The 23,064-nt window shown below is 54.1% G+C and carries 19 protein-coding genes; 11 read left to right on the forward strand and 8 right to left on the reverse strand.

The features are described 5' to 3' along the window. Nucleotides 1-11: 11 nt before the first annotated feature. From fhuC to hrpB, 3 genes are all read right to left on the reverse strand, one after another. On the reverse strand, nucleotides 12-806 hold the full coding sequence (gene fhuC / locus AC3RPL_RS16680) for a Fe3+-hydroxamate ABC transporter ATP-binding protein FhuC (protein ID WP_379891646.1): 795 nt from the start codon (nucleotides 804-806) through the stop codon (nucleotides 12-14). Nucleotides 807-1,134: 328 nt separating this feature from the next. Continuing rightward, entirely contained in the window at nucleotides 1,135-3,651 is a 2,517-nt protein-coding gene (mrcB, locus tag AC3RPL_RS16685) for a bifunctional glycosyl transferase/transpeptidase (protein WP_490740872.1), read from the reverse strand. 99 nt (nucleotides 3,652-3,750) lie between these two features. Then, nucleotides 3,751-6,192, reverse strand: coding sequence for an ATP-dependent helicase HrpB (hrpB, locus tag AC3RPL_RS16690; RefSeq protein WP_490740873.1), 2,442 nt, complete (start codon nucleotides 6,190-6,192; stop codon nucleotides 3,751-3,753). A 76-nt stretch (nucleotides 6,193-6,268) separates the two neighbouring features. On the opposite strand from hrpB, the gene thpR reads away from it, so the two are divergent. The 9 genes from thpR to panD all read left to right on the forward strand — a co-directional run bounded on the left by thpR (nucleotide 6,269) and on the right by panD (nucleotide 13,410). Then, nucleotides 6,269-6,805 carry an RNA 2',3'-cyclic phosphodiesterase gene (gene thpR, locus AC3RPL_RS16695; RefSeq protein WP_490740874.1) on the forward strand — a complete coding sequence of 179 codons (537 nt, stop codon included), beginning with the start codon at nucleotides 6,269-6,271 and terminating at the stop codon, nucleotides 6,803-6,805. Next, nucleotides 6,805-7,503, forward strand: coding sequence for a DNA/RNA nuclease SfsA (sfsA, locus tag AC3RPL_RS16700; protein WP_490740875.1), 699 nt, complete (start codon nucleotides 6,805-6,807; stop codon nucleotides 7,501-7,503). The genes thpR and sfsA overlap by 1 nt, the downstream gene beginning before the upstream one ends. A gap of 180 nt (nucleotides 7,504-7,683) precedes the next feature. Then, the gene (dksA, locus tag AC3RPL_RS16705; RefSeq protein WP_034937242.1) at nucleotides 7,684-8,139 is read left to right on the forward strand and encodes an RNA polymerase-binding protein DksA; all 456 of its coding nucleotides are present in this window, start codon (nucleotides 7,684-7,686) and stop codon (nucleotides 8,137-8,139) included. A gap of 183 nt (nucleotides 8,140-8,322) precedes the next feature. Beyond that, nucleotides 8,323-9,252, forward strand: a complete 930-nt coding sequence (gene gluQRS / locus AC3RPL_RS16710; protein ID WP_490740876.1) for a tRNA glutamyl-Q(34) synthetase GluQRS — start codon at nucleotides 8,323-8,325, stop codon at nucleotides 9,250-9,252. A gap of 82 nt (nucleotides 9,253-9,334) precedes the next feature. After that, nucleotides 9,335-10,750 (forward strand): polynucleotide adenylyltransferase PcnB, encoded by a 1,416-nt coding sequence (gene pcnB, locus AC3RPL_RS16715; protein WP_490742072.1) that lies wholly within the window; start codon nucleotides 9,335-9,337, stop codon nucleotides 10,748-10,750. Further along, nucleotides 10,747-11,226, forward strand: a complete 480-nt coding sequence (gene folK / locus AC3RPL_RS16720) for a 2-amino-4-hydroxy-6-hydroxymethyldihydropteridine diphosphokinase (protein WP_261643949.1) — start codon at nucleotides 10,747-10,749, stop codon at nucleotides 11,224-11,226. Before pcnB ends, folK begins: the two co-directional genes overlap by 4 nt. A gap of 60 nt (nucleotides 11,227-11,286) precedes the next feature. After that, complete coding sequence (panB, locus tag AC3RPL_RS16725) at nucleotides 11,287-12,081, forward strand: 3-methyl-2-oxobutanoate hydroxymethyltransferase (protein ID WP_490740877.1); 795 nt, start codon at nucleotides 11,287-11,289, stop codon at nucleotides 12,079-12,081. Between the two features lie 15 nt (nucleotides 12,082-12,096). Continuing rightward, nucleotides 12,097-12,951 carry a pantoate--beta-alanine ligase gene (panC, locus tag AC3RPL_RS16730; protein WP_490740878.1) on the forward strand — a complete coding sequence of 285 codons (855 nt, stop codon included), beginning with the start codon at nucleotides 12,097-12,099 and terminating at the stop codon, nucleotides 12,949-12,951. 78 nt (nucleotides 12,952-13,029) lie between these two features. After that, nucleotides 13,030-13,410, forward strand: coding sequence for an aspartate 1-decarboxylase (panD, locus tag AC3RPL_RS16735; protein ID WP_490740879.1), 381 nt, complete (start codon nucleotides 13,030-13,032; stop codon nucleotides 13,408-13,410). Nucleotides 13,411-13,475: 65 nt separating this feature from the next. On the opposite strand, the gene AC3RPL_RS16740 is transcribed toward panD, so the two are convergent. Both AC3RPL_RS16740 and AC3RPL_RS16745 read right to left on the reverse strand, forming a co-directional pair. Next, nucleotides 13,476-14,246 carry an ABC transporter permease gene (locus tag AC3RPL_RS16740; RefSeq protein ID WP_490740880.1) on the reverse strand — a complete coding sequence of 257 codons (771 nt, stop codon included), beginning with the start codon at nucleotides 14,244-14,246 and terminating at the stop codon, nucleotides 13,476-13,478. Continuing rightward, complete coding sequence (locus tag AC3RPL_RS16745) at nucleotides 14,243-15,169, reverse strand: ABC transporter ATP-binding protein (RefSeq protein ID WP_490740881.1); 927 nt, start codon at nucleotides 15,167-15,169, stop codon at nucleotides 14,243-14,245. The genes AC3RPL_RS16740 and AC3RPL_RS16745 overlap by 4 nt, the downstream gene beginning before the upstream one ends. Nucleotides 15,170-15,275: 106 nt before the next feature. Between AC3RPL_RS16745 and can the strand changes: the two genes are divergently transcribed. Continuing rightward, a complete protein-coding gene (can, locus tag AC3RPL_RS16750; RefSeq protein WP_034937226.1) occupies nucleotides 15,276-15,926 on the forward strand; it encodes a carbonate dehydratase in 651 nt (216 codons plus the stop codon). Nucleotides 15,927-16,021: 95 nt separating this feature from the next. Here can and hpt read toward each other — a convergent pair whose 3' ends face one another. Continuing rightward, a complete protein-coding gene (gene hpt, locus AC3RPL_RS16755; RefSeq protein WP_261643956.1) occupies nucleotides 16,022-16,558 on the reverse strand; it encodes a hypoxanthine phosphoribosyltransferase in 537 nt (178 codons plus the stop codon). Between the two features lie 804 nt (nucleotides 16,559-17,362). Here hpt and AC3RPL_RS16760 point away from each other — a divergent pair. Next, nucleotides 17,363-21,337: a S6 family peptidase gene (locus AC3RPL_RS16760; protein WP_490740882.1), complete on the forward strand. Its 3,975-nt coding sequence runs from the start codon at nucleotides 17,363-17,365 to the stop codon at nucleotides 21,335-21,337. Nucleotides 21,338-21,749: 412 nt separating this feature from the next. Here the strand turns inward: AC3RPL_RS16760 and AC3RPL_RS16765 are convergent, their stop codons facing one another. Together AC3RPL_RS16765 and AC3RPL_RS16770 are read right to left on the reverse strand one after the other, a co-directional pair. Then, complete coding sequence (locus AC3RPL_RS16765) at nucleotides 21,750-21,971, reverse strand: hypothetical protein (RefSeq protein ID WP_490740883.1); 222 nt, start codon at nucleotides 21,969-21,971, stop codon at nucleotides 21,750-21,752. Nucleotides 21,972-22,446: 475 nt separating this feature from the next. Beyond that, entirely contained in the window at nucleotides 22,447-22,902 is a 456-nt protein-coding gene (locus tag AC3RPL_RS16770) for an Ssp6 family T6SS pore-forming effector (RefSeq protein ID WP_490740884.1), read from the reverse strand. Nucleotides 22,903-23,064 lie beyond the last annotated feature (162 nt).

Below are 23,064 nucleotides of genomic sequence, written 5' to 3' on the forward strand. Positions count from 1 at the left end.
ACCCCACTCCATCAGTAAACAAAACTCACCGGCGTTCCGCCGTCAGGGTGAGGCAGGGTCCCCATCGGGATCCCGTAAATATGCTGGAGCACATCGGGCTGCATAATCGCTGCGGCATCGCCCTGGGCAATCATCCCGCCATCACGCAATGCCACCAGGGTATCGCAGTAACGGGCCGCCATGTTGATATCATGCAGGACCGCAATAACCGTCAGGCCACGCTGACGGCTCAGTCGCTGGATCAACGCCAGCACCTCAACCTGATGGGCAATATCCAGCGCCGAGGTAGGTTCATCCAGCAGCAGGCAGCGGCTGTTTTGCGCCACCAGCATCGCTATCCACGCCCGCTGACGCTCCCCCCCAGAGAGACTGTCCACCAGGCGCTGAGCAAACGGCTCCAGGCCCACCAGCGCTATCGCTTCTTCAACGCGCTGGCGGTCTTCAGCGGCAAAACGTCCCAGCGCACCGTGCCACGGATAGCGCCCCATTGACACCAGCTCCCGCACAGTCATCCCTTCCGCAGGCGGTAACTGCTGAGGAAGGTAAGCCACTTCACGGGCGAACAGCCTGCCGGACCACTCTGCGACCGCTTTGCCATTGAGTCGCACCTCACCTGCCGTCGCAGCGTGGTGCCTGCCCAGTATTTTCAACAGCGTAGATTTACCGGAGCCGTTATGGCCGATCAGGCCACAGACCTTACCGGCAGGAAAAGTCAGCGACAGCGGTTGCAGCAGGGTCCTGCCGGGCACGGCAAAGGTCGCCTGCTGAAGAGAAAAGGTGCTTTCGGTTACCTGCAAAGAGTGCATAACGTTCTTCTGATTGGGGGCATGATTGCAACGTGCCCGATACAGGAAGTAGCAGAGCGCGAATGTAAATATAAACGAGAATTATTATCACAATTAAATGATATGCGAATCGTCGAAGGGTCTGCAAGCAGAAATCAGGCCTCACCGACGCTGACTGCGCCGGATTAACCTGATAAAAAGTATGGAAAAATAGTGTATTGCAGTGAGAGAGAGGTAACGGAGAGGGCTTCAGGCTTAATACCCCCTCCGGCTCTCAGCGGGATATCCCTTTGGCTCCAGCCTGATGCCCGATAACGCCACGGGCCACGGTTAACAGTGGCCCGCCCGGTTATTTACTGCCAAACATATCCCTTATCCAACCGGCCACGCCATTGCTGTCTTTCTGTTCGCCAGCGGGCTGTTGCGACTGCTGCTGTTGCTGTTGCAGTAACTGCTGCTGTTGCTGCACCTGCTGTTGCTGTTGTTGACACAGGGCATTCGCATCGGTGGTCCACACCGGCAACGTCCGCCAGCTGCTGCTGCCGCCGCCGCAAACGAAATTACCGGCAGAGTCGATATTCATCGGCGCAATGTCCTCCGGCGGAGTCGGTAACAGCGGCATCGGCGCCTGATTATCCAGATAGCGACGATAGATCTGCATCGCACCGCTGGCACCATAGAGTTTGGTCGGCTGGTTATTGTCCCGACCAATCCAGGTGATCGCCACTTCCTTACCATCGACACCCGCGAACCAGCTGTCTACCTGGTTATTGGTGGTACCGGTTTTACCTGCCAGATGCGCTTTCGCATAGCGGGCACCCAACGCACGGGCGGTTCCCTCTTCCGCCACCTGCTGCATGGCATAAAGCGTCAGATACGCCGCCTGAGCCGGAACGGCCCGTTCAGCCTGCGGGAAGCTCTGATACAGCACGGTGCCATCTTCAGCGATGACCGAGCGCACCGCAGAAAGCGGGGCGCGATTACCGCCGCTGGCGATAGTCTGGAAGGCCTGCGCCACTTCGACCGGCGTCAGGTTAAGTGCACCCAGCAGCATCGCCGGAACCGGCTGCAACTGTTCTTTTGCCACACCCAGTCGTGTCCAGGTATCGACCACCTGCGGCAGGCCCAGCGTCATTCCCAGGTTAACCGTTGGCACGTTCATCGAGTGCGCCAGCGCATCCACCAGCATCACCTGGCCGCTGAAGCGACGGTCGTCGTTCTGAGGTTTCCAGACCTGTCCATTGGGCTGCTTCAGCGCAATCGGATTGTCAGCAATCCAGGTGTTCAGACGGTATTTATCCGGCTGGCTGAGGGCGGTCAGATAGGTAGCCGGTTTCGCCAGTGAACCAATGGAGCGACGCGCCTGCAACGCACGGTTGTAACCGGCGAACTGCGGGTCTGCGCCGCCGACCATTCCACGGACTTCACCGCTAAAGCGGTCAACGATCACCATCGCCGTTTCCAGATCATTAAGGCCACGCTGCTTACGCAGCGCCGGGATGCCCTCTTCAACCGCTTTTTCTGCCGCGTCCTGGGAGAGTGGATCCAGGGTGGTGAAGATCTTCACCCCCGACAGGTCTTTCACCTTATCGCCCAGTTTCGCCTGCAACTCGTTGCGCACCATCTGCATAAAGGCTGGCTGCGGGGTGATCACCCCACCTTTAGGCTGCACGCCCAAAGGACGGGCGCTGAGCATATCGTACAGCTCCTGATCGATCACTTTTTGTTGTTGCAGCAGACGCAGCACCAGGTTGCGACGTTCCAGTGCCAGCTTTGGATTACGCCACGGATTGTACAGTGAAGCGCCTTTTACCATCCCCACCAGCAGCGCCTGCTGGTCGAGACTCAGCTCATCCACCGGACGCCCAAAATAATAGAGACTGGCCAGCGGGAAGCCACGGATCTGATCGTTACCTGCCTGGCCCAGATAGACCTCGTTAAGATACAGCTCAAGGATGCGATCTTTGCTGTAGCGGGCATCCATAATCAGCGCCATGTAGGCTTCATTAGCCTTACGCCACAGCGAACGCTCATTGGTCAGGAACAGGTTTTTCACCAGCTGCTGAGTCAGCGTACTGCCACCCTGCACCGCCCGACCGGCGGTAATATTCGCCAGAAAAGCGCGGCCAATGGAAAAAAAGCTGATGCCATCGTGCTGATAGAAGTGCCGGTCTTCGGTCGCCACCAGCGTATCCACCAGCAGGTCAGGGAAACCACTGCGGGGGACAAACAGGCGCTGCTCGCCATTAGGCGACTGCAACATGGTGATCAGACGCGGGTCCAGACGGAAGAAGCCAAAGTCGCGTCCGCTGTCGAGATTTTTGATCTCACTCAGGGTGTCGCCACTGAAGCTCAACCGGGCGCGGATTTGTCCTTCTTTACTGTCAGGGAAATCAAACGGCCGGCGCAGCATCTCAATGCTGTTACCCTGCACGGTGAATTCGCCGGGACGTGTCATGCGGGTCACCTGGCGATACTGGGTTCCCTCCAGCAGCGCCACCATTTCGCTTTTGCTGTATGACATCCCTGGCTCAAGATTCACCATCCGGCCATAGACGGCCGCAGGAAGTTGCCAGACTTTGCCATCAATACGGCTGCGGATCTGGGCATCGAGGTAAAATCCATACGCGATCATTACCACAATAAAGATCAGCAACAGCTTGATAAATAAACCCAACCAGCCTCTTTTCCTGCGCGGTGAGCGCCCTTTTCCTTTACGTGGCACTGGCTTTTTCTCCTCATGGTCATAGCCATCATCCTGAAAATGATCATCGTCATCGTCCCTGCGCTCACGCCGACCCGCCACCTTACGTGGAGGGTTGGGCTGTTTACCTTTGCGCCCAATAGGTTCGCGACCGTCAGACATTCTTCTCTTTTCTCCGCAAGCGACCATTTACGATGGCCGACCACTTTGTTCCTACTCAATTTAATCCGGAACGGGAACCTTCCGAAATCAGGGTTGCGCTCAGGAGGGCGCAGAAAACTTTTTGCTGCGGCGCGTGGGCTGTGCCGTTGCCGGATCGTCCGGCCAGAGATGTTTGGGATAGCGTCCTTTCATTTCCTTCTGCACCTCACGCCAGGCTCCCTGCCAGAATGCGGCGAGGTCGCGGGTAATCTGCAAAGGTCGCTGTGCCCGGGAGAGCAGTTCCAGCACCAGCGCTATCCGTCCATCGGCCACGGTGGGATTCTGCGCTTCGCCAAACATCTCCTGCAAACGCACGGTCAGCGCGGGCGGCTTCTCTTCATCATAACGGATCGGCACCCGGTTTCCGGTGGGCACAGTGTAATGAGTTGGCAGCAGAGTATCCAGTTGCTGGCGGCGCGGCCATGTGAGCAATTGTAATAAAGCCCCCGCCACATCAATCTGCTTCAGCCCTCTGGCGTCACGCACGCCGCTCATCGCCGGCAACAACCAGCTTTCCAGTGAGGCCAGCAAATCCGCTTCTCTGGCGTCAGGCCAGCTCTCCTCCGGCAACCATTGTGCCGCACAGAGCATACGCAGGCGCAACTGCTCTGCCTGCGGCGTCCAGTTCAGTACCGATAATCCCCGCAGCCGCACCCAGCGCAGCATCGCCGGATGCAGCTCCTCTTCATCTGGCTGGCTTAATGGCTGTGAAGCGAGCACCAGCTTACCAATCTGCTGGCGACGCCAGGCACGGAGCGTTCCCCGGGCGTCATCCCACTCCACCTCGGTGTGGTGGGTCACCAGCTCAGGGCGCTGGCGAATCAGGGCATCAATATCCAGCGGCATCGCCTGCAAAATACGGGCATCCGGCTGGCTGTTCCCCTGCAACAGAACAGGCGCGATCAGCCATTCGTAACGGGTCATCGCCTCATCGCTGTCAAGGCTGGCCCCGGTGCCATTAGCCAGTTGATAGCGCCCTTCTGCGCCACGACGCCGGGCGATACGATCGGCAAAAGCCCCGGCCAGCAACGGCGCAATCAGGCTGCTGTCAACCTCGCCATCCCTCACCTTAAGACGCCGCAATAACTGCCTCGCCCGCTGTTGCCAGTTATTCTGTCGACGGTGAAAACTGTCGCGTAGATCGACGCTGCCGCGCGCGGGTTCCTCCAGCATCGCCACCAGTAATGCCGCCGTGCCTGCCTGGTCGTTATCGTCAGCCGCATCGGCCAGCATGGCAGCGTAACGCGGTTCACTGCCCAGCGATGCCATACGCATGCCTTTGCTGGTCAGTTTGCCGCTGGCATCGGTGGCACCCAGTTGCATTAACAGCTGCTGCGCCTGCTGGAGGTGGCGCTCCGGAGGAATATCCAGCCAGTTCAGTTGGTTGACGTCGTGACAGCCCCACTGCAACAGATCCAGCCACAGCGCCGCCAGACAGCTGTTAAGGATCTCTGCGTCGGCGTGACTGGCCGCGCGCTCCGCCTGCTCCCTGGCAATCAGATGCAGACACAGGCCCGCTTCAAGGCGTCCGGCTCGCCCGGCACGCTGCGTCATCGAGGCCTGGCTGATGCGCTGCGTTTGCAGGCGCGTCAGCCCGCTAAGGGGATCAAACAGCGCGACGCGCTCCAGTGCGCTGTCCACCACCAGCCGGATGCCCTCGATAGTCAGGCTGGTTTCCGCAATATTGGTCGCCAGCACCACTTTCCGTCGGCCAGGCGGAGAGGCAAGAATCGCTTTACGCTGCGCCGCCAGCGGCAACGCACCGTACAGAGGGCAGAGGTCGGTATCGGCGGCAACCAGGCCGTCCAGCTCGGTTTGTACCCGCTGGATTTCGATTACGCCAGGCAGAAACAGCAGCAATGAGCCCGGCTCCTCATGCAGTAACTGGCTGACCTGGCGGGCAACCGCCTGTTCGAAACGAACGCCGGAAGAGAGTGAGGTGTAACGTCGTTCAACGGCAAAAGAACGGCCCTCAGAGCGGACCACCGGCGCGTCAGGCAGCAGCGTCTGTAAACGCTGATTATCCAGGGTAGCAGACATTAACAACACTTTCAGATCGTCACGCAGCCCTTGCTGAACGTCCAGCAACAGCGCCAGCGCCAGATCGGCTTGCAGACTGCGCTCGTGGAACTCATCCAGCATCACCAGCGCCACGCCTTCCAGCATCGGATCCTGTTGCAACATGCGGGTCAGAATCCCTTCGGTGACCACCTCCAGACGGGTTGCTGGCCCGCTGCGACTTTCTGCGCGCATACGGTAGCCGATGGTTTCGCCTGGCTGCTCGCCCAGCTGTTCAGCCAGCCGCTCCGCCACATTACGTGCCGCCAGCCGCCGCGGTTCCAGCAGCAAAATTTTACCGTTTAGCCCCGCATCCCGCAGTAGCTGTAATGGCAGCCAGGTGGATTTGCCCGCGCCAGTGGGGGCCACTAACAGCACCTGCGACGAGGTGCGCAGGTGCTGTATCAGCTCAGGTAAAATCTCACTGACCGGTAATGAACTCACGCTTTGCTCCATAACGTCATGGCCTGAATTTGACGGGCATTGTAGCATTCCTCCATCAGGAATACCGGAGAGCGCCATGAGTGAGCAGAAAAGGCTGTTTTTTGGCATCAGCCTGCCGCAAGAGGTTGGGCAAAGCATTGTAAAGTGGCGGGCAGACAACTTTGCCGCTGAAGCGGGTCGTCCATCAGAAGCCGCCAGACTGACGCTGACGCTGGCCTGGCCTGGCGAGGTCAGCAGCGAGAAATCCATCGTGCTGCAACAGCAGGCCGCCAGGATCAGGCAACCCGGTTTCACCCTTACGCTGGATGATGCCGGGCACTGGCCGGGCGTCGGTTTAGTGTGGCTGGGACCCAAACGCGCGCCACGCGGCCTGCTGCAACTGGCTGAAATGCTGCGTTCGCAGGCTGCCCGCTGCGGCTGCTATCAAAGTCCACAACCTTTTCATCCCCATATCACGCTGCTACGCAACGCGGTCAGGCCGGTGGACTTACCGCCGCGCAATTTTCAGTGGTCGTTTCGCGTTGAGCGTTTTGCCTTATTTGAATCCATTTATTCCCGTGGCCGTACCCGCTATAAGCAGGTGGCTGACTGGGCGCTGCAACAGGAAGAGTGATGATTTTCGATCCACCTTTGCGACCAGCCACGCTGGTTTTACGTTACAAACGTTTTCTTGCCGATGTCATCACGCCTGAGGGTGAAAAACTGACATTGCACTGCGCCAATACCGGTGCGATGACCGGCTGCGCCACGCCGGGAGATACGGTCTGGTACTCCACCTCTGACAGTCTGACGCGAAAATATCCGCACAGTTGGGAGCTGACAGAGACGCAGCAGGGAGAGTGGATTTGCGTCAATACCCTGCGCGCCAACAGCCTGGTCAAAGAGGCACTGAACCAGCAGATCATCCCGGAATTATCCGGTTACAGCCAGCTGCGTGCTGAGGTGAAATATGGCGAAAGCCGCATTGATTTTTTGTTGCAGGCAGAGGGCCGCACCAACTGCTATATTGAAGTCAAATCCGTAACGCTTTGCCAGAATGGCAAAGGCTATTTTCCGGATGCGGTAACCGTGCGGGGTCAGAAGCATCTGCGGGAACTCGGCAGAATGGCTGAATATGATCAACGTGCGGTTCTGTTTTTTGCCGTTTTGCACTCGGGGATTGAGGACGTTACCCCGGCGCGTCATATCGATGCGCACTATGCAGAACTACTGGCACAGGCGCAGCGAAGTGGGGTTGAAGTGCTTTGCTATAAAGCACAGTTATCACCTGAAGGACTCTCGCTAAAAAAGGCACTGGCTGTGAAGTTGTAAAGTTTGACGCAATTTGCTGATATCAAAATGATCTCAGTACTGTGCCGATATGCTTTTCCTCACAGGCTTGTCAAGGGATGTTCAGGAATAATTGCCAACCTTGATCGCTTCTGCTATTTATAGCGACCTGTTTTTATCCCCTGTGGGGATCGATAGTGCGTGTTATCCAGGAGAAACAACATGCAAGAAGGGCAAACCCGTAAAACCTCGTCCCTGAGTATTCTCGCCATCGCTGGGGTGGAGCCTTACCAGGAGAAGCCGGGCGAAGAGTACATGAATGAAGCCCAGCTGGAGCATTTCAAGAAAATCCTGGAAGCCTGGCGTAATCAGCTTCGCGATGAAGTTGACCGAACGGTTTCTCATATGCAGGATGAAGCTGCCAACTTCCCTGATCCGGTTGACCGTGCGGCACAGGAAGAGGAATTCAGTCTTGAACTGCGTAACAGGGACCGTGAACGCAAACTGATTAAAAAGATCGAAAAGACGCTGAAGAAAGTAGAAGACGACGATTTTGGCTACTGTGAATCCTGTGGTGTTGAAATCGGTATCCGTCGCCTTGAAGCACGTCCTACCGCCGATCTTTGCATCGACTGTAAAACTCTGGCGGAAATCCGCGAGAAACAGATGGCCGGTTAACCGCTTTAAAGAGGGTGCGGTGAGGCAGCTTTATTGCTGGCCTGACCGCCCTTCTTCCCACTTACATCCTTTATTATCGGGCGTCGCCGTCATGGCACATATCGCCATCCGCACCGGGCAAGAATTTCGAACGCAGACTGGTCTGGCATTGTCAGTAAATCAGCCTGACTTAACAGGTTATTGATGTTTTCTTCTTATATCGGGCGTTTTGCCCCCTCCCCTTCAGGCGTTTTGCATTTCGGCTCCCTCGTTGCCGCATTAGGGAGTTACTTACAGGCACGTGCACAGCTTGGACAATGGCTGGTGCGTATCGAAAATATCGATCCTCCCCGTGAGATTCCTGGTGCCGCTGCGGGTATTCTTCAGCAACTTGAACATTACGGCCTGTTGTGGGATGGCGCGGTGTTGTGGCAGTCGCAGCGCCACCAGGCCTATCGGGAAGTCCTCGCCTGGCTGCAACAGCAGCAGCACAGCTATTACTGCACCTGTACACGCCGTCGTATCCAGCAATGTGGCGGCATTTATGACGGTTACTGTCGTACCCGGCATCGCGACGCGCAAAACGCGGCAATAAGATTGCGAAACGAAAATCCCGTCGACCGCTTTAACGATGCTGTACGGGGTAACATCGTTGCTGATGCCGGTCTGGCGGGCGAAGATTTTATTATTCATCGACGTGACGGGCTGTTTGCCTACAATCTGGCGGTGGTGGTGGACGACCACTTCCAGGGCGTGACGGAAGTGGTCAGAGGGGCGGATCTGATCCTGCCTACGGTGAGACAGATAGCACTTTTTCAACAGTGTGGCTGGTCCGTTCCCGGCTATCTGCATCTGCCGCTGGCTGTAAATCGTGACGGCATTAAGCTGTCAAAGCAGAATCACGCGCCAGCGTTACCCGCCGGGGATCCGCGTCCCACGCTGGTTGAGGCGTTGCAATTTCTCGGCCAGCCCGTCAGCAGAGAGTGGACAGATCTTTCCGTCGAAGCGCTGCTTAAGCAGGCAGTGCAATGCTGGAGCATCGCCGCCCTTCCTCGCGAAGATGTGCTTTATCAACACAAGGTTATTTCTTCTGTTTCAGGCGATGAACGGAAACAGAATGAGGATAACAGATGAGCATTCTCAAACGGGCCGCGCTGAGCTATGATTAGCCGCTGTTTTTATTGCCCAGCTTTAATTGTCACTATCGAGGTGTCCTATTTTTACCCGCGTTGCTAATTTTTGCCGAAAAGTTCTGAGTCGCGAAGACAAAACGCCTGCCGAAACGGTTGAAGCGCATCAGATGGCCGTTATTCCTCGCGACGGTCATACCATCTCGCGTAAAGATATCAGTGAAAATGCCCTCAAGGTGCTGTACCGCCTGAACAAAGCCGGTTATGAAGCCTACCTGGTCGGCGGTGGCGTTCGTGACTTACTGCTGGGAAAAAAACCGAAAGATTTTGATGTCACCACCAATGCTACGCCGGAACAAATGCGCAAGCTGTTCCGCAACTGTCGGCTGGTGGGACGCCGCTTCCGTCTGGCGCACGTCATGTTTGGCCCGGAAATTATTGAGGTCGCCACTTTCCGCGGACATCACGAAGCACAGCAGGTTAATGAAGATCGCAACAATTCCCAGCGCGGTCAGAACGGAATGCTGCTGCGCGAAAATATTTTTGGCTCCATTGAAGACGATGCCCAACGCCGCGACCTCACTATCAACAGCCTCTATTACAGCGTTGCCGACTTTACCGTGCGCGACTACGTGGGCGGCATCAGCGATCTGCAACAGGGTATTATCCGCCTGATTGGCGATCCGGAAACCCGCTACCGCGAAGATCCGGTCAGGATGCTGCGGGTTATTCGTTTCGCCGCCAGACTGGATATGTCCATCGCACCAGGCACGGCTGAGCCCATTCCCCGTCTCGCCACGCTGTTAAATGATATTCCGCCAGCGCGCCTGTTCGAGGAGACGCTGAAACTGTTGCAGACCGGTTTTGGTCACAATACTTATCTGCAACTGCGCGAATATCAGCTGTTTCAGCCGCTGTTTCCTGTCCTTACCCGTTACTTTACTGAAGCGGGTGACAGTAACATGGAGCGGATGATCGTTCAGGTGCTGAAAAATACCGACAACCGCATTCACAATCAGATGCGCGTGAACCCGGCCTTTCTATTCTCCGCCATGTTCTGGTATCCCCAGCTGGAAGCGGCACAGAAAATTGCGCAGGAGAGCGGCCTTGCTTACTACGATGCCTTTGCTCTGGCGATGAATGACCTGCTGGATGAGGCCTGTCGTTCACTGGCGATCCCGAAGCGCATTACCATCCTGGTTCGGGATATCTGGCAGCTGCAACTGCGCCTGCCACGCCGCCACGGCAGACGTGCCTGGAAACTGATGGAGCATCCCAAGTTCCGTGCCGCTTATGACTTGCTGGCACTGCGTGCGAAAGTGGAAAACAATCAGGAGCTGTTACGTCTTTCCGCCTGGTGGGGAGAGTTCCAGGTGGCGGCGCCGCCCCAGCAAAAAACCATGCTCAACACGCTGGGGGACGATCCGGTGCCTCGTCGCCGCACCCGCCGTCCACGTAAGCGTATTTCTGATTCGCGCCGTGAGGGTAACCACAACGCATGAACCGCGTCTGGCTGGCATTAGGCAGTAATCTTGCCGACCCGCTGCATCAGGTGCAGGCAGCACTGGATGCGCTGGCCGCTCTGCCGCAAACGCGGCTGATCACCACTTCCTCTTTCTGGCGCACGCCCCCTTACGGACCCGCCGATCAACCCGATTATCTCAATGCGGCGGTGGCGCTGGACAGCGAACTGACGCCGGAAGCCCTGCTGGACCATACTCAGCGTATTGAGCTGGAGCAGGGACGTGTGCGCAAGGAACACCGCTTTGGACCTCGCACGCTGGACCTCGATATTATGCTGTTCGGATCGCTCACCCTGAACACACCAAGGCTGATCGTCCCGCATTACGATATGCACAACCGCGCCTTTATGCTGGTCCCGCTGGTGGAAATTGCGCCGGATATTACTTTCCCTGACGGCACCCGCGCGGCAGATATTCTCGCCGGACTGGACAGCAGCGCCATTCAGCCCTGGTAGTGCAAACCCCCGTTTCATCCTTTAAGATACGCCCTCCAGAAAACATCTTGAGAGGTTGCGATGAAACCGACGACGGTATCTACCCTTCGCCAGTGGAAAAAGAGCGGACGCAAATTTGCCTCCATGACCGCCTACGACTACAGCTTCGCCCGCCTGTTTGCCGATGAAGGCATCCAGGTATTGCTGGTGGGCGACTCGCTGGGGATGGTGATGCAGGGCCATGATTCCACCCTGCCCGTTACGCTGGCGGACATTGTTTATCACACCCAGGCAGTGCGCCGTGGTGCGCCCCATGCCCTGCTGCTCGCCGACCTGCCGTTTATGACCTATGCCACAGCGGAACAGACCTTCGACAGCGCCGCTCAGCTGATGCGCGCCGGCGCCAATATGGTCAAACTTGAAGGCGGGCAGTGGCTGGCTGACACCGTCAGGCAGTTAACCGAACGTGCCGTGCCGGTATGTGGCCATCTTGGTCTGACGCCGCAATCCGTTAATATTTTTGGTGGCTACAAAGTACAGGGCCGCGAAAGCGCAGCGGCAGAAACGCTGCTGAACGACGCCCTGGCGCTGGAAGCCGCCGGCGCGCAAATGGTGGTGCTGGAGTGCGTGCCCGTGGCGCTGGCAGCGCGGATCACCACTGCGCTGAGCATTCCGGTTATCGGTATCGGTGCAGGGAATATGACCGATGGGCAGATTCTGGTGATGCATGATGCTTTTGGCATTACCGGTGGACATATTCCAAAATTCGCCAAAAATTTCCTTAGCGAGGCTGGCGATCTGCGCGCCGCCGTCAGACAGTATGTTGCAGAAGTCGAAGCGGGCACTTATCCCGACGAAGAACACAGCTTTTCTTAATCCAGGAGAAACATCGTGCTGATTATTGAAACACTGCCGATGCTGCGCCGCGAGATCCGGCGCTGGCGGCAGGATGGTAAACGTATCGCGCTGGTTCCTACAATGGGTAATCTGCACGATGGGCATATGACGCTGGTCGATGTGGCACGCGAACAGGCCGACATTGTTATCGTCTCGATTTTTGTCAATCCCATGCAGTTTGACCGCGCCGACGATCTCGCCAGCTATCCACGCACCCTCCAGCAAGATTGTGAAAAGCTCAATCGTCGCAAGGTGGACCTGGTATTTGCTCCCGCTCCCGCCGATATCTATCCCGCCGGGCTGAGTGAGCAGACCTTCGTTGAAGTTCCCGCGCTCTCCACATTACTGGAAGGTGCCAGCCGTCCCGGACATTTTCGTGGCGTTTCCACCATCGTCAGCAAACTGTTTAACCTGGTACAGCCGGACCTGGCCTGCTTTGGTGAGAAGGACTATCAGCAGCTGGCACTGATCCGCAGGATGGTTGCGGATATGGGGTACGATATCGAGATTACTGGTGTGCCAACCGTCCGGGCCAGAGATGGCCTGGCGCTCAGTTCACGTAACGGTTATCTCAGCGCCGATGAGCGTAAAATCGCCCCTGAACTGAGTAAAGTGATGAACAGCCTCGCGGACCAGTTGTCCAACGGGGAACGACACATTGAGCAGATGCTCAGCGATGCTGAAGCCGCGCTGGCGATCAAAGGTTTGCGCGCCGACGGGCTGGCCATCTGTGACGCTGACACCCTGCAACCCCTGACCGTTGACAGTAAGCGGGCGGTGATCCTGATGGCGGCATGGCTGGGCACGGCACGGCTGATTGATAACCAGCAGGTTGATCTCCTCGCCTGATTATCCGCAGGGCCTTGTGGCCCCGTCCATCAGGCTGTCTGGCGTTCTTTTTTGATTATCGGCGAAAGGTAAAAGGTTATGAACCGTACTATGTTGCAGGGCAAACTGCATCGGGTCAAAGTGACCCAGGCAGATCTTAATTACGAAGGCTCCTGTGCCATTGACCAGGATTTTCTTGACGCTTCCGGCATCCTGCAATACGAAGCTGTCGATATTTATAACGTGACCAACGGTCAGCGTTTTTCCACCTACGCCATCGCGGCAGAGCGGGGATCGAAAATTATCTCCGTCAACGGGGCGGCTGCACGTTGCGCCTGTGAAGGCGATATTTTGATCATCTGCTCCTATGTTGAGATGCCTGATGAACAGGCGCGACAGTGGCAGCCGAAAGTGGCCTATTTCGAAGGTGATAATCTGATGAAACGGCTGGCTAAAGCCGTACCGGTTCAGGTTGCCTGATGCGACGTTCAGCTCAGCCGCTTGTCTGAAAACTCAGGGCCGGATAACCGGCCCTTTTTTCTGCCTCAGGTGCGCAGCCCCCTGCCGCGCTCAATCAATGCCCAGACCAGGATGTAGAATCCCAGAATAAAGGCCAGTAAAACCGCGAGGGTAAAGGCCAGCGGCACGTCAGCAATCCCCAAAAAGCCATAGCGGAAACCGCTAATCATGTAGACGATGGGGTTAAGCTTTGATACCACCTGCCAGAACGGCGGCAGCAGGGTAAGGGAGTAGAATACTCCTCCCAGATAGGTCAGCGGCGTCAGCACAAATGTTGGGATCAGACTGATATCATCAAAGGTGCGGGCAAATACAGCATTCAGCAGGCCAGCCAGCGAAAACAGGATCGCGGTCAGCAGCAGTGTGACCGCCACCATCAGCCACGAATGCACCTGTAACGGGACGAAGAACAGCGAGACGGCGGTTACCAGCACCCCGACGCAAACGCCACGCGCCACGCCGCCGCCCACATAGCTGGCGATGATCACATGAGTTGGCACGGGCGCTACCAGCAGCTCCTCAATATTGCGCTGGAATTTAGCGCTGAAGAAAGAGGATGCCACATTGGCATAGGCGTTGGTGATCACCGCCATCATAATCAGCCCCGGCACGATAAACTGCATGTAGCTGAAACCGTGCATGTCACCAATGCGCGCGCCAATCAAATTGCCGAAGATAATAAAATAGAGCGTCATGGTGATCACCGGCGGCACCAGCGTCTGGATCCAGATGCGGGCAAATCGGGTGATCTCTTTTTCCCAGATGCTCTTCAGGGCAACCCAGTACAAATGTGTCATGCTCTCTCTCCTCTGCGACCATTCACAAGGTCGACAAACAGCTCCTCAAGGCGGTTCGCTTTGTTCCGCATGCTCAACACCTGTACCCCCTGCTGACTCAGCTGGCTGAACACGCTGTTCAGTCCCTGTTCGCGCAGCACTTCCACCTCCAGCGTCGAGGTATCCACCAGCCGGTACTGAAAGCCTTCGAGTTGGGGCAACGGACTTTTTGCTGCCAGATCGAGAATGAACGTTTCCGATTTCAGCTTCGCCAGCAGGCCTTTCATCGTGGTGTTTTCTACCAGTTCACCGCGCTGGATAATGCCGATATGACGGCACAGCATCTCAGCCTCTTCCAGATAGTGAGTGGTCAGGATAATGGTGGTGCCTCTTGCATTCAGATCCTGCAAAAACGTCCACATTGAGCGGCGCAGTTCGATATCCACGCCCGCAGTCGGTTCATCGAGGATCAGCAATTTAGGTTCATGCATCAGCGCACGGGCAATCATCAGCCGGCGTTTCATGCCGCCGGAGAGCATCCGCGCCCGTTCATTGCGCTTATCCCACAGGTCGAGTTGCCGCAGATATTTTTCCGCCCGGCTCAGGGCATCTTTCTTTTCCACGCCGTAATATCCGGCCTGGCTGACCACAATTTGCAGGACAGTTTCAAACTGGTTGAAGTTGAATTCCTGCGGGACCAGCCCCAGCTGGCGCTTGGCGTTGACCACATCCTGCTGTAAGTCATAGCCAAAGACGCGAACCTTACCGGCGGTTTTGTTCACCAGCGAGCTGATAATGCCAATGGTGGTGGATTTACCCGCGCCGTTAGGCCCAAGCGGTGCATAGAAGTCACCGGCTTCCACATTAAGATCAATCCCCTTGAGGGCCTGAACGCCGCCCGCATAGGTTTTGGTCAGTTTTTCAAGTTCCAGTGCATAAGTCATAGGTTAAAGAGTGCCCTGTTCTGAGTGGTTTTTTTATTTACCGTTTTAAATCACGTTTCGTTGACCTATATTACAGCAACGCATGTAAAGTCCTGGTCGAGTAAAAATGAAAGATATTGATACCCTGATTAGTAATAACCGCGAGTGGTCCAAGCTGCTGAAAGAAGAAGATCCGGGCTTTTTTGAGCGTCTCTCGCTGGCGCAAAAACCCCGTTTTCTGTGGATTGGCTGCTCTGACAGCCGGGTTCCCGCTGAACGTCTGACCGGCCTGGAGCCGGGCGAACTTTTTGTTCACCGCAATGTGGCCAATCTGGTTATTCACACCGATTTAAACTGCCTGTCAGTCGTGCAGTACGCCGTTGAAGTGCTGGAAGTGGAACACATCATTATCTGTGGTCACTACGGCTGTGGCGGCGTGCAGGCGGCGGTGGAAAACCCCGAGCTGGGCCTGATCAACAACTGGCTGCTGCACATTCGCGACCTGTGGTACAAGCATAGCTCCCTGCTGGGTGACCTGCCGCCGGAAAAACGCTTTGATAAATTGTGCGAGATCAACGTTATTGAGCAGGTGTACAACCTGGGCCACTCCACCATCATGCAGTCAGCATGGAAGCGCGGTCAGAAAGTGACCATTCACGGTTGGGTTTACGGTATCCAGGACGGTCATCTGCGCGATCTGGAAGTCGCCGCCACTAACCGTGAAATCCTTGAGCAACGCTACCGTCACGGTATTGCTAACCTGCGAAATGACCTGTAAACACAGGCGATTAACAGGGCGGGTATGATATAACAGGCCGGAAATTCCGGCCTTAATCGATTGTGCGGTGGCAGGGTTTTCTGAAAGATAAAAAACTACTCTTCCAACATCACCACTTTACCCACGTAGGGCAAATTACGATAACGTTGAGCATAATCAATACCATATCCCACCACAAATTCATCCGGAATGGTAAAGCCGACATACTCAACCGCGACCTCGACTTCGCGGCGATCGGGTTTATCCAGCAGCGTGCAAATGGCCAGTGATTTTGGCTGGCGCAGACGCAGGATCTCACTGACCTTGCTCAGCGTATTGCCGGAATCGATGATATCTTCAACGATCAGCACATCCTTACCGCGAATATCCTCATCCAGATCTTTGAGAATTTTAACATCCCTTGTACTGGACATGCCGCTGCCATAGCTGGAGGCGGTCATAAAATCGACTTCGTGCGGCACCTCAATTTTGCGGCAAAGATCGGCCATAAACATAAAAGAACCGCGTAGCAGACCAACCAGCACCATATCACTGCCGCTATGGCGATAGTGTTCGGTGATCTGCCGGCCCATTTCAGCGATACGTGTGGCGATCGCTTCTTCAGAAATCATGATATCTACGGTATGTTTCATAAATCACATATCTCGATGATTTTATTAAGTTAAAAATCCAGACCTTGCTGAAAATCAGCGATTCTCACCCCGATTTTTGCACTCACTCCTGCCAGAGAATCAGCACCTGTGATGACAGGGAGGCCTTTTGCAGCGGGGGAGTATATCAGGGACGGGAGCAAAATCGTGCTCATTTTCGAATGACGGATGGATGCCAGTGTGCCGTTGAGCGGCCTGACTGTATAACGCAACAGATCCTGACATCATTTTATTTGGATTAATTTATATTGGAGGAGTGTGCCATTGATTTTTAATTTTTGGCTGCGCTGATAATACAATCCACATTAAGATGACAACCGGGATTATTTATATCTCTGTTGTAAAAAAATCACTAAAACCCGGCAAAATAATTTATTACTACCGTTTGCGAAAATAAATTAAACGGTCAACACCTGTAGAGGATTGCAATTCATTTCAATTACGATTAAATTCCAAACATTACCGGAATTATTATGCTTATCCATATACCGGGTAATGCCGGATTATTATTAACCTCAACAGCACACCATAACCAACAGGGGAGAGCCAGAACAACGTTTATTTTATAAACAGAATACTGCTCAGATGCCAGGATGATGGTTTACAAACATTTCATCAACATACCACCTCGCCTCTTTGTTGTATTTATAAAATTCACAGCACAGAAAAAAATAATAACATCAATATTTTTATTTCAAATGAATGTTAAGGATAACAACATTGAAAAACAAACATTTTATATACTACTGTTCTTTTTTTATTTCTATGACTTCCGCCGCAGGCATAATGCTGCCAGATGTTGACGTTCAGGAGTATCGTGACTTTGCTGAAAACCTCGGTAAATACACGGTCAACGCAAGCTCAATTCCAGTTTATAAAAAAGATGATTCATTCTCTGATTATTTAAATTTTTCCATGCCAGATTTTGGCTCTGTTGTCTCAGCAGGATATTCAACGTTAATTTCTCCCTCTTATATTGTCAGCGTTAAGCACAATGGTGGTTATAAAAACGTGACGTTTGGTAATGGAGCCCGTTACGCAGAGACTTATAAGCTTATAAATCGTAATAATCACAGCAGCCTCGATTTTCATATTCCACGGCTTAATAAGGTGGTGACAGACGCCGCACCTGTTGCCACCGTCGGCAAATCAGATTTCCTCAGCAATTATAAATCTCGTTACACGTGGTATACCCGCGTCGGCGCGGGCGCCCAGACACAGGTAAATGAAGAAGGGACAGAGCGTGTTTCTCTCGCAGCCGCTTACAAATGGAAAACGGGTGGAACCATCAGCACAGAGAGTGTGCGCAACCTTTCCTCAAATACCTACCTGAAATATTACAATCTCGGCCCTGATGATGCATTTACCACGCCTCTTTCCATAGGGACCGAAGGTGGAGACAGCGGTAGTCCCGTCTTTGCCTGGGACGAGGTCGAGGGACAATGGAAACTGGTCGCGGTGCACCGTGGTTACGATCAGGATAAAGGCGTCTATCAGAGGCGTGCGGTGGCGGTCTATATTCCGCAGGATTTTGTGGCATCAACACAGGCATCGCATACTTCTGCGGACGTCACCGACAGCAGTAAAGATGGCACACTTTACTGGGGAGAAAGCACCGTCAGCCAGGGCAATACCAGCTGGTCATGGCAGGGGCTGGACGAAAAATACAGGCATCTTGCCCCCTCAGAAGCAAGCAACGATGAACTCGATGCCAGCAAGGATCTTCGGTTTAATGGCGATGGGGGCGTAATCGCCTTGCAGGATGCGGTCAATCTCGGTGCCGGGAAACTCCAGTTTTCCGCTGACTATACGCTGACTTCAGCTGAGGGCGCGGATGCAACCTGGGTTGGTGGTGGTGTCGAGGTCGATGCCGGAAAGGAAGTGCTGTGGCAGGTGAATGGCCTGGCCGGGGATGCGCTGCATAAAATTGGTGAAGGCACGTTGCATATCAATGCCACGGGAGTTAATGCAGGCAGCCTCAATACCGGCGCGGGAACGGTCATTCTCGATCAGCAGACTGACAGCGCAGGACAGAAACAAGCCTTTTCATCGGTGACGCTGGTCAGCGGCCGTCCGACAGTGATACTGGCCGACGCAGACCAGGTGAGCAGTGAGAACATTCGCTTTGGTTATCGCGGCGGCACGCTGGATCTGAATGGCAACGCACTGCGCTTTAAAAAAATCAACCATACCGACAGTGGTGCCACGCTGGTTAATCACCATGCTCAATCCGCCGCCACGCTGACGCTGACAGGCTATTCCAGCGAGGACGTTCCCTTTAATAAATGGAGTTCCTCGGGCAAAGGCACCATCGGTAGCCTCTATCAGTACAGTAATCCTTACTCAAAACAGACTGAATACTTTCAGTTAAACTCCACCTCTTACGGCTACTTTCCAACCAGTCAGTCCAGTACAGCCACCTGGACCTGGCTCGGCACGGATGCTTCTGAGGCTGTCAACTACCGGCTTTCTCAGCTGAATAATGATGTATTCAGAGGTTTTTTGGGTGAGAGAGACGGCGATAAAATCAACGGTGAGCTGAACGTTACCGTCAACCAGCAAGGTGACTCGTCGAAGATGACACTGAGCGGGGGCTTTAATCTTAACGGCAGCCTGAATGTCTCGCAGGGCACGGTGATCCTCTCCGGGCAACCCGTGGCCCATGCAGGTGGCGTGGTGGTGGATGACGACTGGTCCACCTCTTTGTTTAAAGCTCATCAGGTGGTGGTCAACAGTGGAGCTACATTTCAGGTAGGAGAGTATGCGGACGTCACTGCCGATGTCGTCGCAGGCGAATCATCAAAGCTGATGTTTGGCTATAACAACAGTGAAGTGCAACAGGATAAAATCTGGCGCTGTTACGCGGTGATTAACACTGACAGCGTAAACTGTAGTCAGCCCACTCGCACCCGTCAGGAGCAGTCAGCGCTGTCATACAGTGCGGTCACCGGCGATGTTTCTCTGGCCGACAACGCCAGCCTGTATCTGGGGAAAGTCGATTATCAGGGGCGTATCACCTCATCAGGCACCACCGTGCTGACGCTCGATCCAGCGGCTTACTGGCGATTAACCGGCAGCAGTTCGGTCACCACCCTGAATGCCCTCAGCGGCTCGCGGTTATCCCTGCTTTCCAGCGGAAAATGGTCAGCAAAACACCTTGAAGTGGATACATTGAACGCTAGCGACATGACTCTCAGTCTGGGGGTCATGCCCTCCACGGCAGAAAACGACAAACTGACCATCAGGCGTGCCGCAACCGGTGCCAGTAACATTCTTGATGTTTCTTTGATGCTGGATGCGTCCCAACCGGTTTCCCTGCTGAAAGATCTGGTGATGGTGGATGCCCCGGCAGGCACCTCACACAGCTACTTCACCCTGCCGGATATCGCTTTGGGCTTCAGCCTGTATTCGCCAAACTATCAGGTACAGGAAAATGATGGGCGGGTATTGTGGGTATTGCAGCATAACAGTGATCCCATCCCCGTCCCTCCAGAAGATGACAGCGCATCTGATACGGACAATACGCCAGCGGCAGATGATGACAGCGCATCCGATACGGACAACACACCAGCAGCAGATGATGACAGCGCATCCGATACGGACAACACACCAGCGGCAGATGATGACAGCGCATCTGATAAGGACAACACACCAGCGGCAGATGATGACAGCGCATCTGATAAGGACAGCGCACCAGCGGCAGATGATGACAGCGCATCTGATAAGGACAGCGCACCAGCAGCAGATGATGGCAGCGCATCCGATACGGACAACACACCAGCGACAGATGATGCAGCCGCCGGGGACAACACCGCTTCTGCGCCTCCGGAACAGGGCGGATTTTCGCCACAGGACTGGTTCACAATTAACGATAATCAGCCGCTTATTGACAAAACTCGCGGCCTGATGGCCTCTCGTCAGTATCTGTTAAACGAAATGTTCAGCACTATGCATCAGCGTTCCTCGCTGTTGCGAGACCTGCCGGAAAAAAGTGGTGAATGGGCCACACTGGAGCATCATCAGGGTAGCTGGCAGGACTTCACGCTGACCCAGCAGACGCTCAGCCTGGGCTGGGATACGGTATTTAATCAACAAACAGTGGGTATCAGCGCCAGTCACAGCCGGGGAAAAACCAAAGGTAATGGTCGGGCGACTCATTATATGTCCGGTGTGAGCATCAGCTATTCCTGGTCTTCACCGGTCGGCTGGTTTATCGACAGCGCCAGTCGCTACACCTGGCTCAAACAAGAGTTCAGTTTCGACCCGCTGCCGGGCATCAACGAGGCCTCCCCGTCCTCTCACATCATCGCAGCCAGTATCAAAAGCGGATATGAATTTACTGCATGGCAGAACAGCCTTTCAGTTTCGCCCTACATTGGCCTGAGTGGTGCTTATCTTTCCGGCTACAGTCTGAGGGGAGAAAATGCAGACATTGCGCTCAGTTCCTCCACGCCGTGGCAGATGACCAGTGGCGTCGAGCTGAAAAAACGTGGACTGTGGTCCGGCATTCCCCATCTGGTGCTGAGCGCGGGGATAGAATATCAGTATGCACCCGCCCGGGCGGGTTCAACGCTGAATTTATCTGACAGCCACTCGCACCGGCAATATGATGCCCTGTCCGATAACCGATACCGGCTTCATGCAGGTATTGAAGGTAAACCGGGCAAGAATCTGTCGGTTGTTGTACAGGGCAAAACCAGCTTTGCCGGTAACTTCAGGACCGATTACAGCGGTCTGGCTGGACTGACCTACTCTTTCTGATTTTGCGGCTGGCAGGGTTTATTTAATGCCAGGGGGGAGATCCGCAATAAGCTTTATTTTCGCGCGGACTCCCACCGGAGAAATATCCCGCCCTGCACGACGTCTGGCTTTGCCATGTTTGTGCGGGGAACACGCGCGCACAACCGTACTTACCACATACCCGTCCGGTTTATCCCCGCTCTCGCGGGGAACACGCAACTTGTTCAAATTCTATGACGAAAAATGCCGGCTTATCCCCCGCTCACGCGGGGAACACATTCCGACTAGTTCAACAGGCCGTGTAAGTGGCCTGAATTTTATGTTAAAATTATGATAGTATTACATATTTTAACAAAGATATCCTCTCAGGGACCACACTCCGACAATCAAGCCCTGTCGCCAGGGCTTTCTTGTTCAAACTGTCTTTTGCGACTTACCGTTCACCCCGCAGCCTGCCAGGAACATGTGAGATCACATAACCAGGAACAAAAGATCCCACGAATCCGGTGACTTTCAACCAACCACTTTCAAACATAAAAAGGGACAGTAATGCAGCAATTGAGCACAACCCGGTGATAGTCGCTTCAACAAGATGATACATTCCCCAGCCAACAAACCTACTCAACTGGTTTAGCGAGGATTTTACACAGTTCATTTTCAATTCCTTTGCTAATGGCTGGATAAAACCCTTTAGCCAACGTTTTTATTTATAATAATAACTACCAGTCATCAGGGCTTTCATCATAGATTTTTCGCACAGCAAATTTGAAAACATAGTAACCCAGTATTAGCCCCTGGACCATAAACCCTGCCAGGTAATATCTGTAATGACTGTACGAAAAAAAACACGAACCAGCCCATGTAAATTAATGACAGTCCGCATATACCAATTCCAATACCCTGTATAAGGCGTGAAAGTACGGCCAGTAAAAAGGTTTTCATATTTATACTTTCTCGAAAAAATAACAGCAGGTCTGGTGAAATTTGTTGCGATCAGTAAACCACAGCGCGGCAGCATCCTCAAAAGGTCTGGTTTTATCTGCAACCATAAAGTACAGAAGATCGAGATCACCCAATCGCCTGAGCGTGTTGTAAGCATTATGATTTCGGCGCTGAAGATCTCTGGAAACTTAAACTGAACGAGGCATTGCAGCACCAATCGAGAGAATGCCGCCAACTGTAGCACCAGTAACAATTCGTGGTATCAATCTGGATGAGAAAACATAGCCCATATTGCCGGTGGCTATCTGATTGAAAGCCATTTTTCCCAAAAAACCGCCCGCCCTCTTTGCAGAAAGCTCTCTTACTTTCGTTGCATCCACATGACGAAAAAAATTGTCCAGGAAGAGGCGAAGAATTTTTTCAATATTTTGCTTTGATGCCAAGCCATTCTTAATCATTCTTACCATGCGTTCCTTGTCAAAGGAATTGACCGTCCTGTTGTCTGTATCTGTGTAATCCCTACCCAAATAGTAAAAATCTAACGGGAGTGTTACAAACCCCTTAAGAAAACCACGAAAGAAATTACTGTCAAGGTGGATGGCATCAACCATTTCATCGGCAAGCTTTTCTGCACTAATCGTCATATTCCCTTATAAATTAATCCATTTTCACAGCAGCTGGCATTGTAGCTCACTGATCGTGCCATTGAATATTCAATGCAGCATTTCGCAGAAATTTCCGGCACAACTTGATACCTCAACAGCCCGTGTCAGCACTGAGTTGGCCGGCAAATATATCCCGCACCC

Source organism: Erwinia papayae, assembly GCF_058241465.1.

What these genes read in the sequence shown, in the direction of transcription:
- gluQRS (WP_490740876.1), top strand. Translation starts at nt 8,323, where the DNA reads ATGTTTTCTTCTTATATCGGGCGTTTTGCCCCCTCCCCTTCAGGCGTT.
- fhuC (WP_379891646.1), bottom strand. Translation starts at nt 806, where the DNA reads ATGCACTCTTTGCAGGTAACCGAAAGCACCTTTTCTCTTCAGCAGGCG.
- dksA (WP_034937242.1), top strand. Translation starts at nt 7,684, where the DNA reads ATGCAAGAAGGGCAAACCCGTAAAACCTCGTCCCTGAGTATTCTCGCC.
- AC3RPL_RS16765 (WP_490740883.1), bottom strand. Translation starts at nt 21,971, where the DNA reads ATGAACTGTGTAAAATCCTCGCTAAACCAGTTGAGTAGGTTTGTTGGC.
- panB (WP_490740877.1), top strand. Translation starts at nt 11,287, where the DNA reads ATGAAACCGACGACGGTATCTACCCTTCGCCAGTGGAAAAAGAGCGGA.
- mrcB (WP_490740872.1), bottom strand. Translation starts at nt 3,651, where the DNA reads ATGTCTGACGGTCGCGAACCTATTGGGCGCAAAGGTAAACAGCCCAAC.
- AC3RPL_RS16740 (WP_490740880.1), bottom strand. Translation starts at nt 14,246, where the DNA reads ATGACACATTTGTACTGGGTTGCCCTGAAGAGCATCTGGGAAAAAGAG.
- can (WP_034937226.1), top strand. Translation starts at nt 15,276, where the DNA reads ATGAAAGATATTGATACCCTGATTAGTAATAACCGCGAGTGGTCCAAG.
- panD (WP_490740879.1), top strand. Translation starts at nt 13,030, where the DNA reads ATGAACCGTACTATGTTGCAGGGCAAACTGCATCGGGTCAAAGTGACC.
- AC3RPL_RS16770 (WP_490740884.1), bottom strand. Translation starts at nt 22,902, where the DNA reads ATGACGATTAGTGCAGAAAAGCTTGCCGATGAAATGGTTGATGCCATC.
- sfsA (WP_490740875.1), top strand. Translation starts at nt 6,805, where the DNA reads ATGATTTTCGATCCACCTTTGCGACCAGCCACGCTGGTTTTACGTTAC.
- AC3RPL_RS16745 (WP_490740881.1), bottom strand. Translation starts at nt 15,169, where the DNA reads ATGACTTATGCACTGGAACTTGAAAAACTGACCAAAACCTATGCGGGC.
- hpt (WP_261643956.1), bottom strand. Translation starts at nt 16,558, where the DNA reads ATGAAACATACCGTAGATATCATGATTTCTGAAGAAGCGATCGCCACA.
- folK (WP_261643949.1), top strand. Translation starts at nt 10,747, where the DNA reads ATGAACCGCGTCTGGCTGGCATTAGGCAGTAATCTTGCCGACCCGCTG.
- thpR (WP_490740874.1), top strand. Translation starts at nt 6,269, where the DNA reads ATGAGTGAGCAGAAAAGGCTGTTTTTTGGCATCAGCCTGCCGCAAGAG.
- AC3RPL_RS16760 (WP_490740882.1), top strand. Translation starts at nt 17,363, where the DNA reads ATGCTGCCAGATGTTGACGTTCAGGAGTATCGTGACTTTGCTGAAAAC.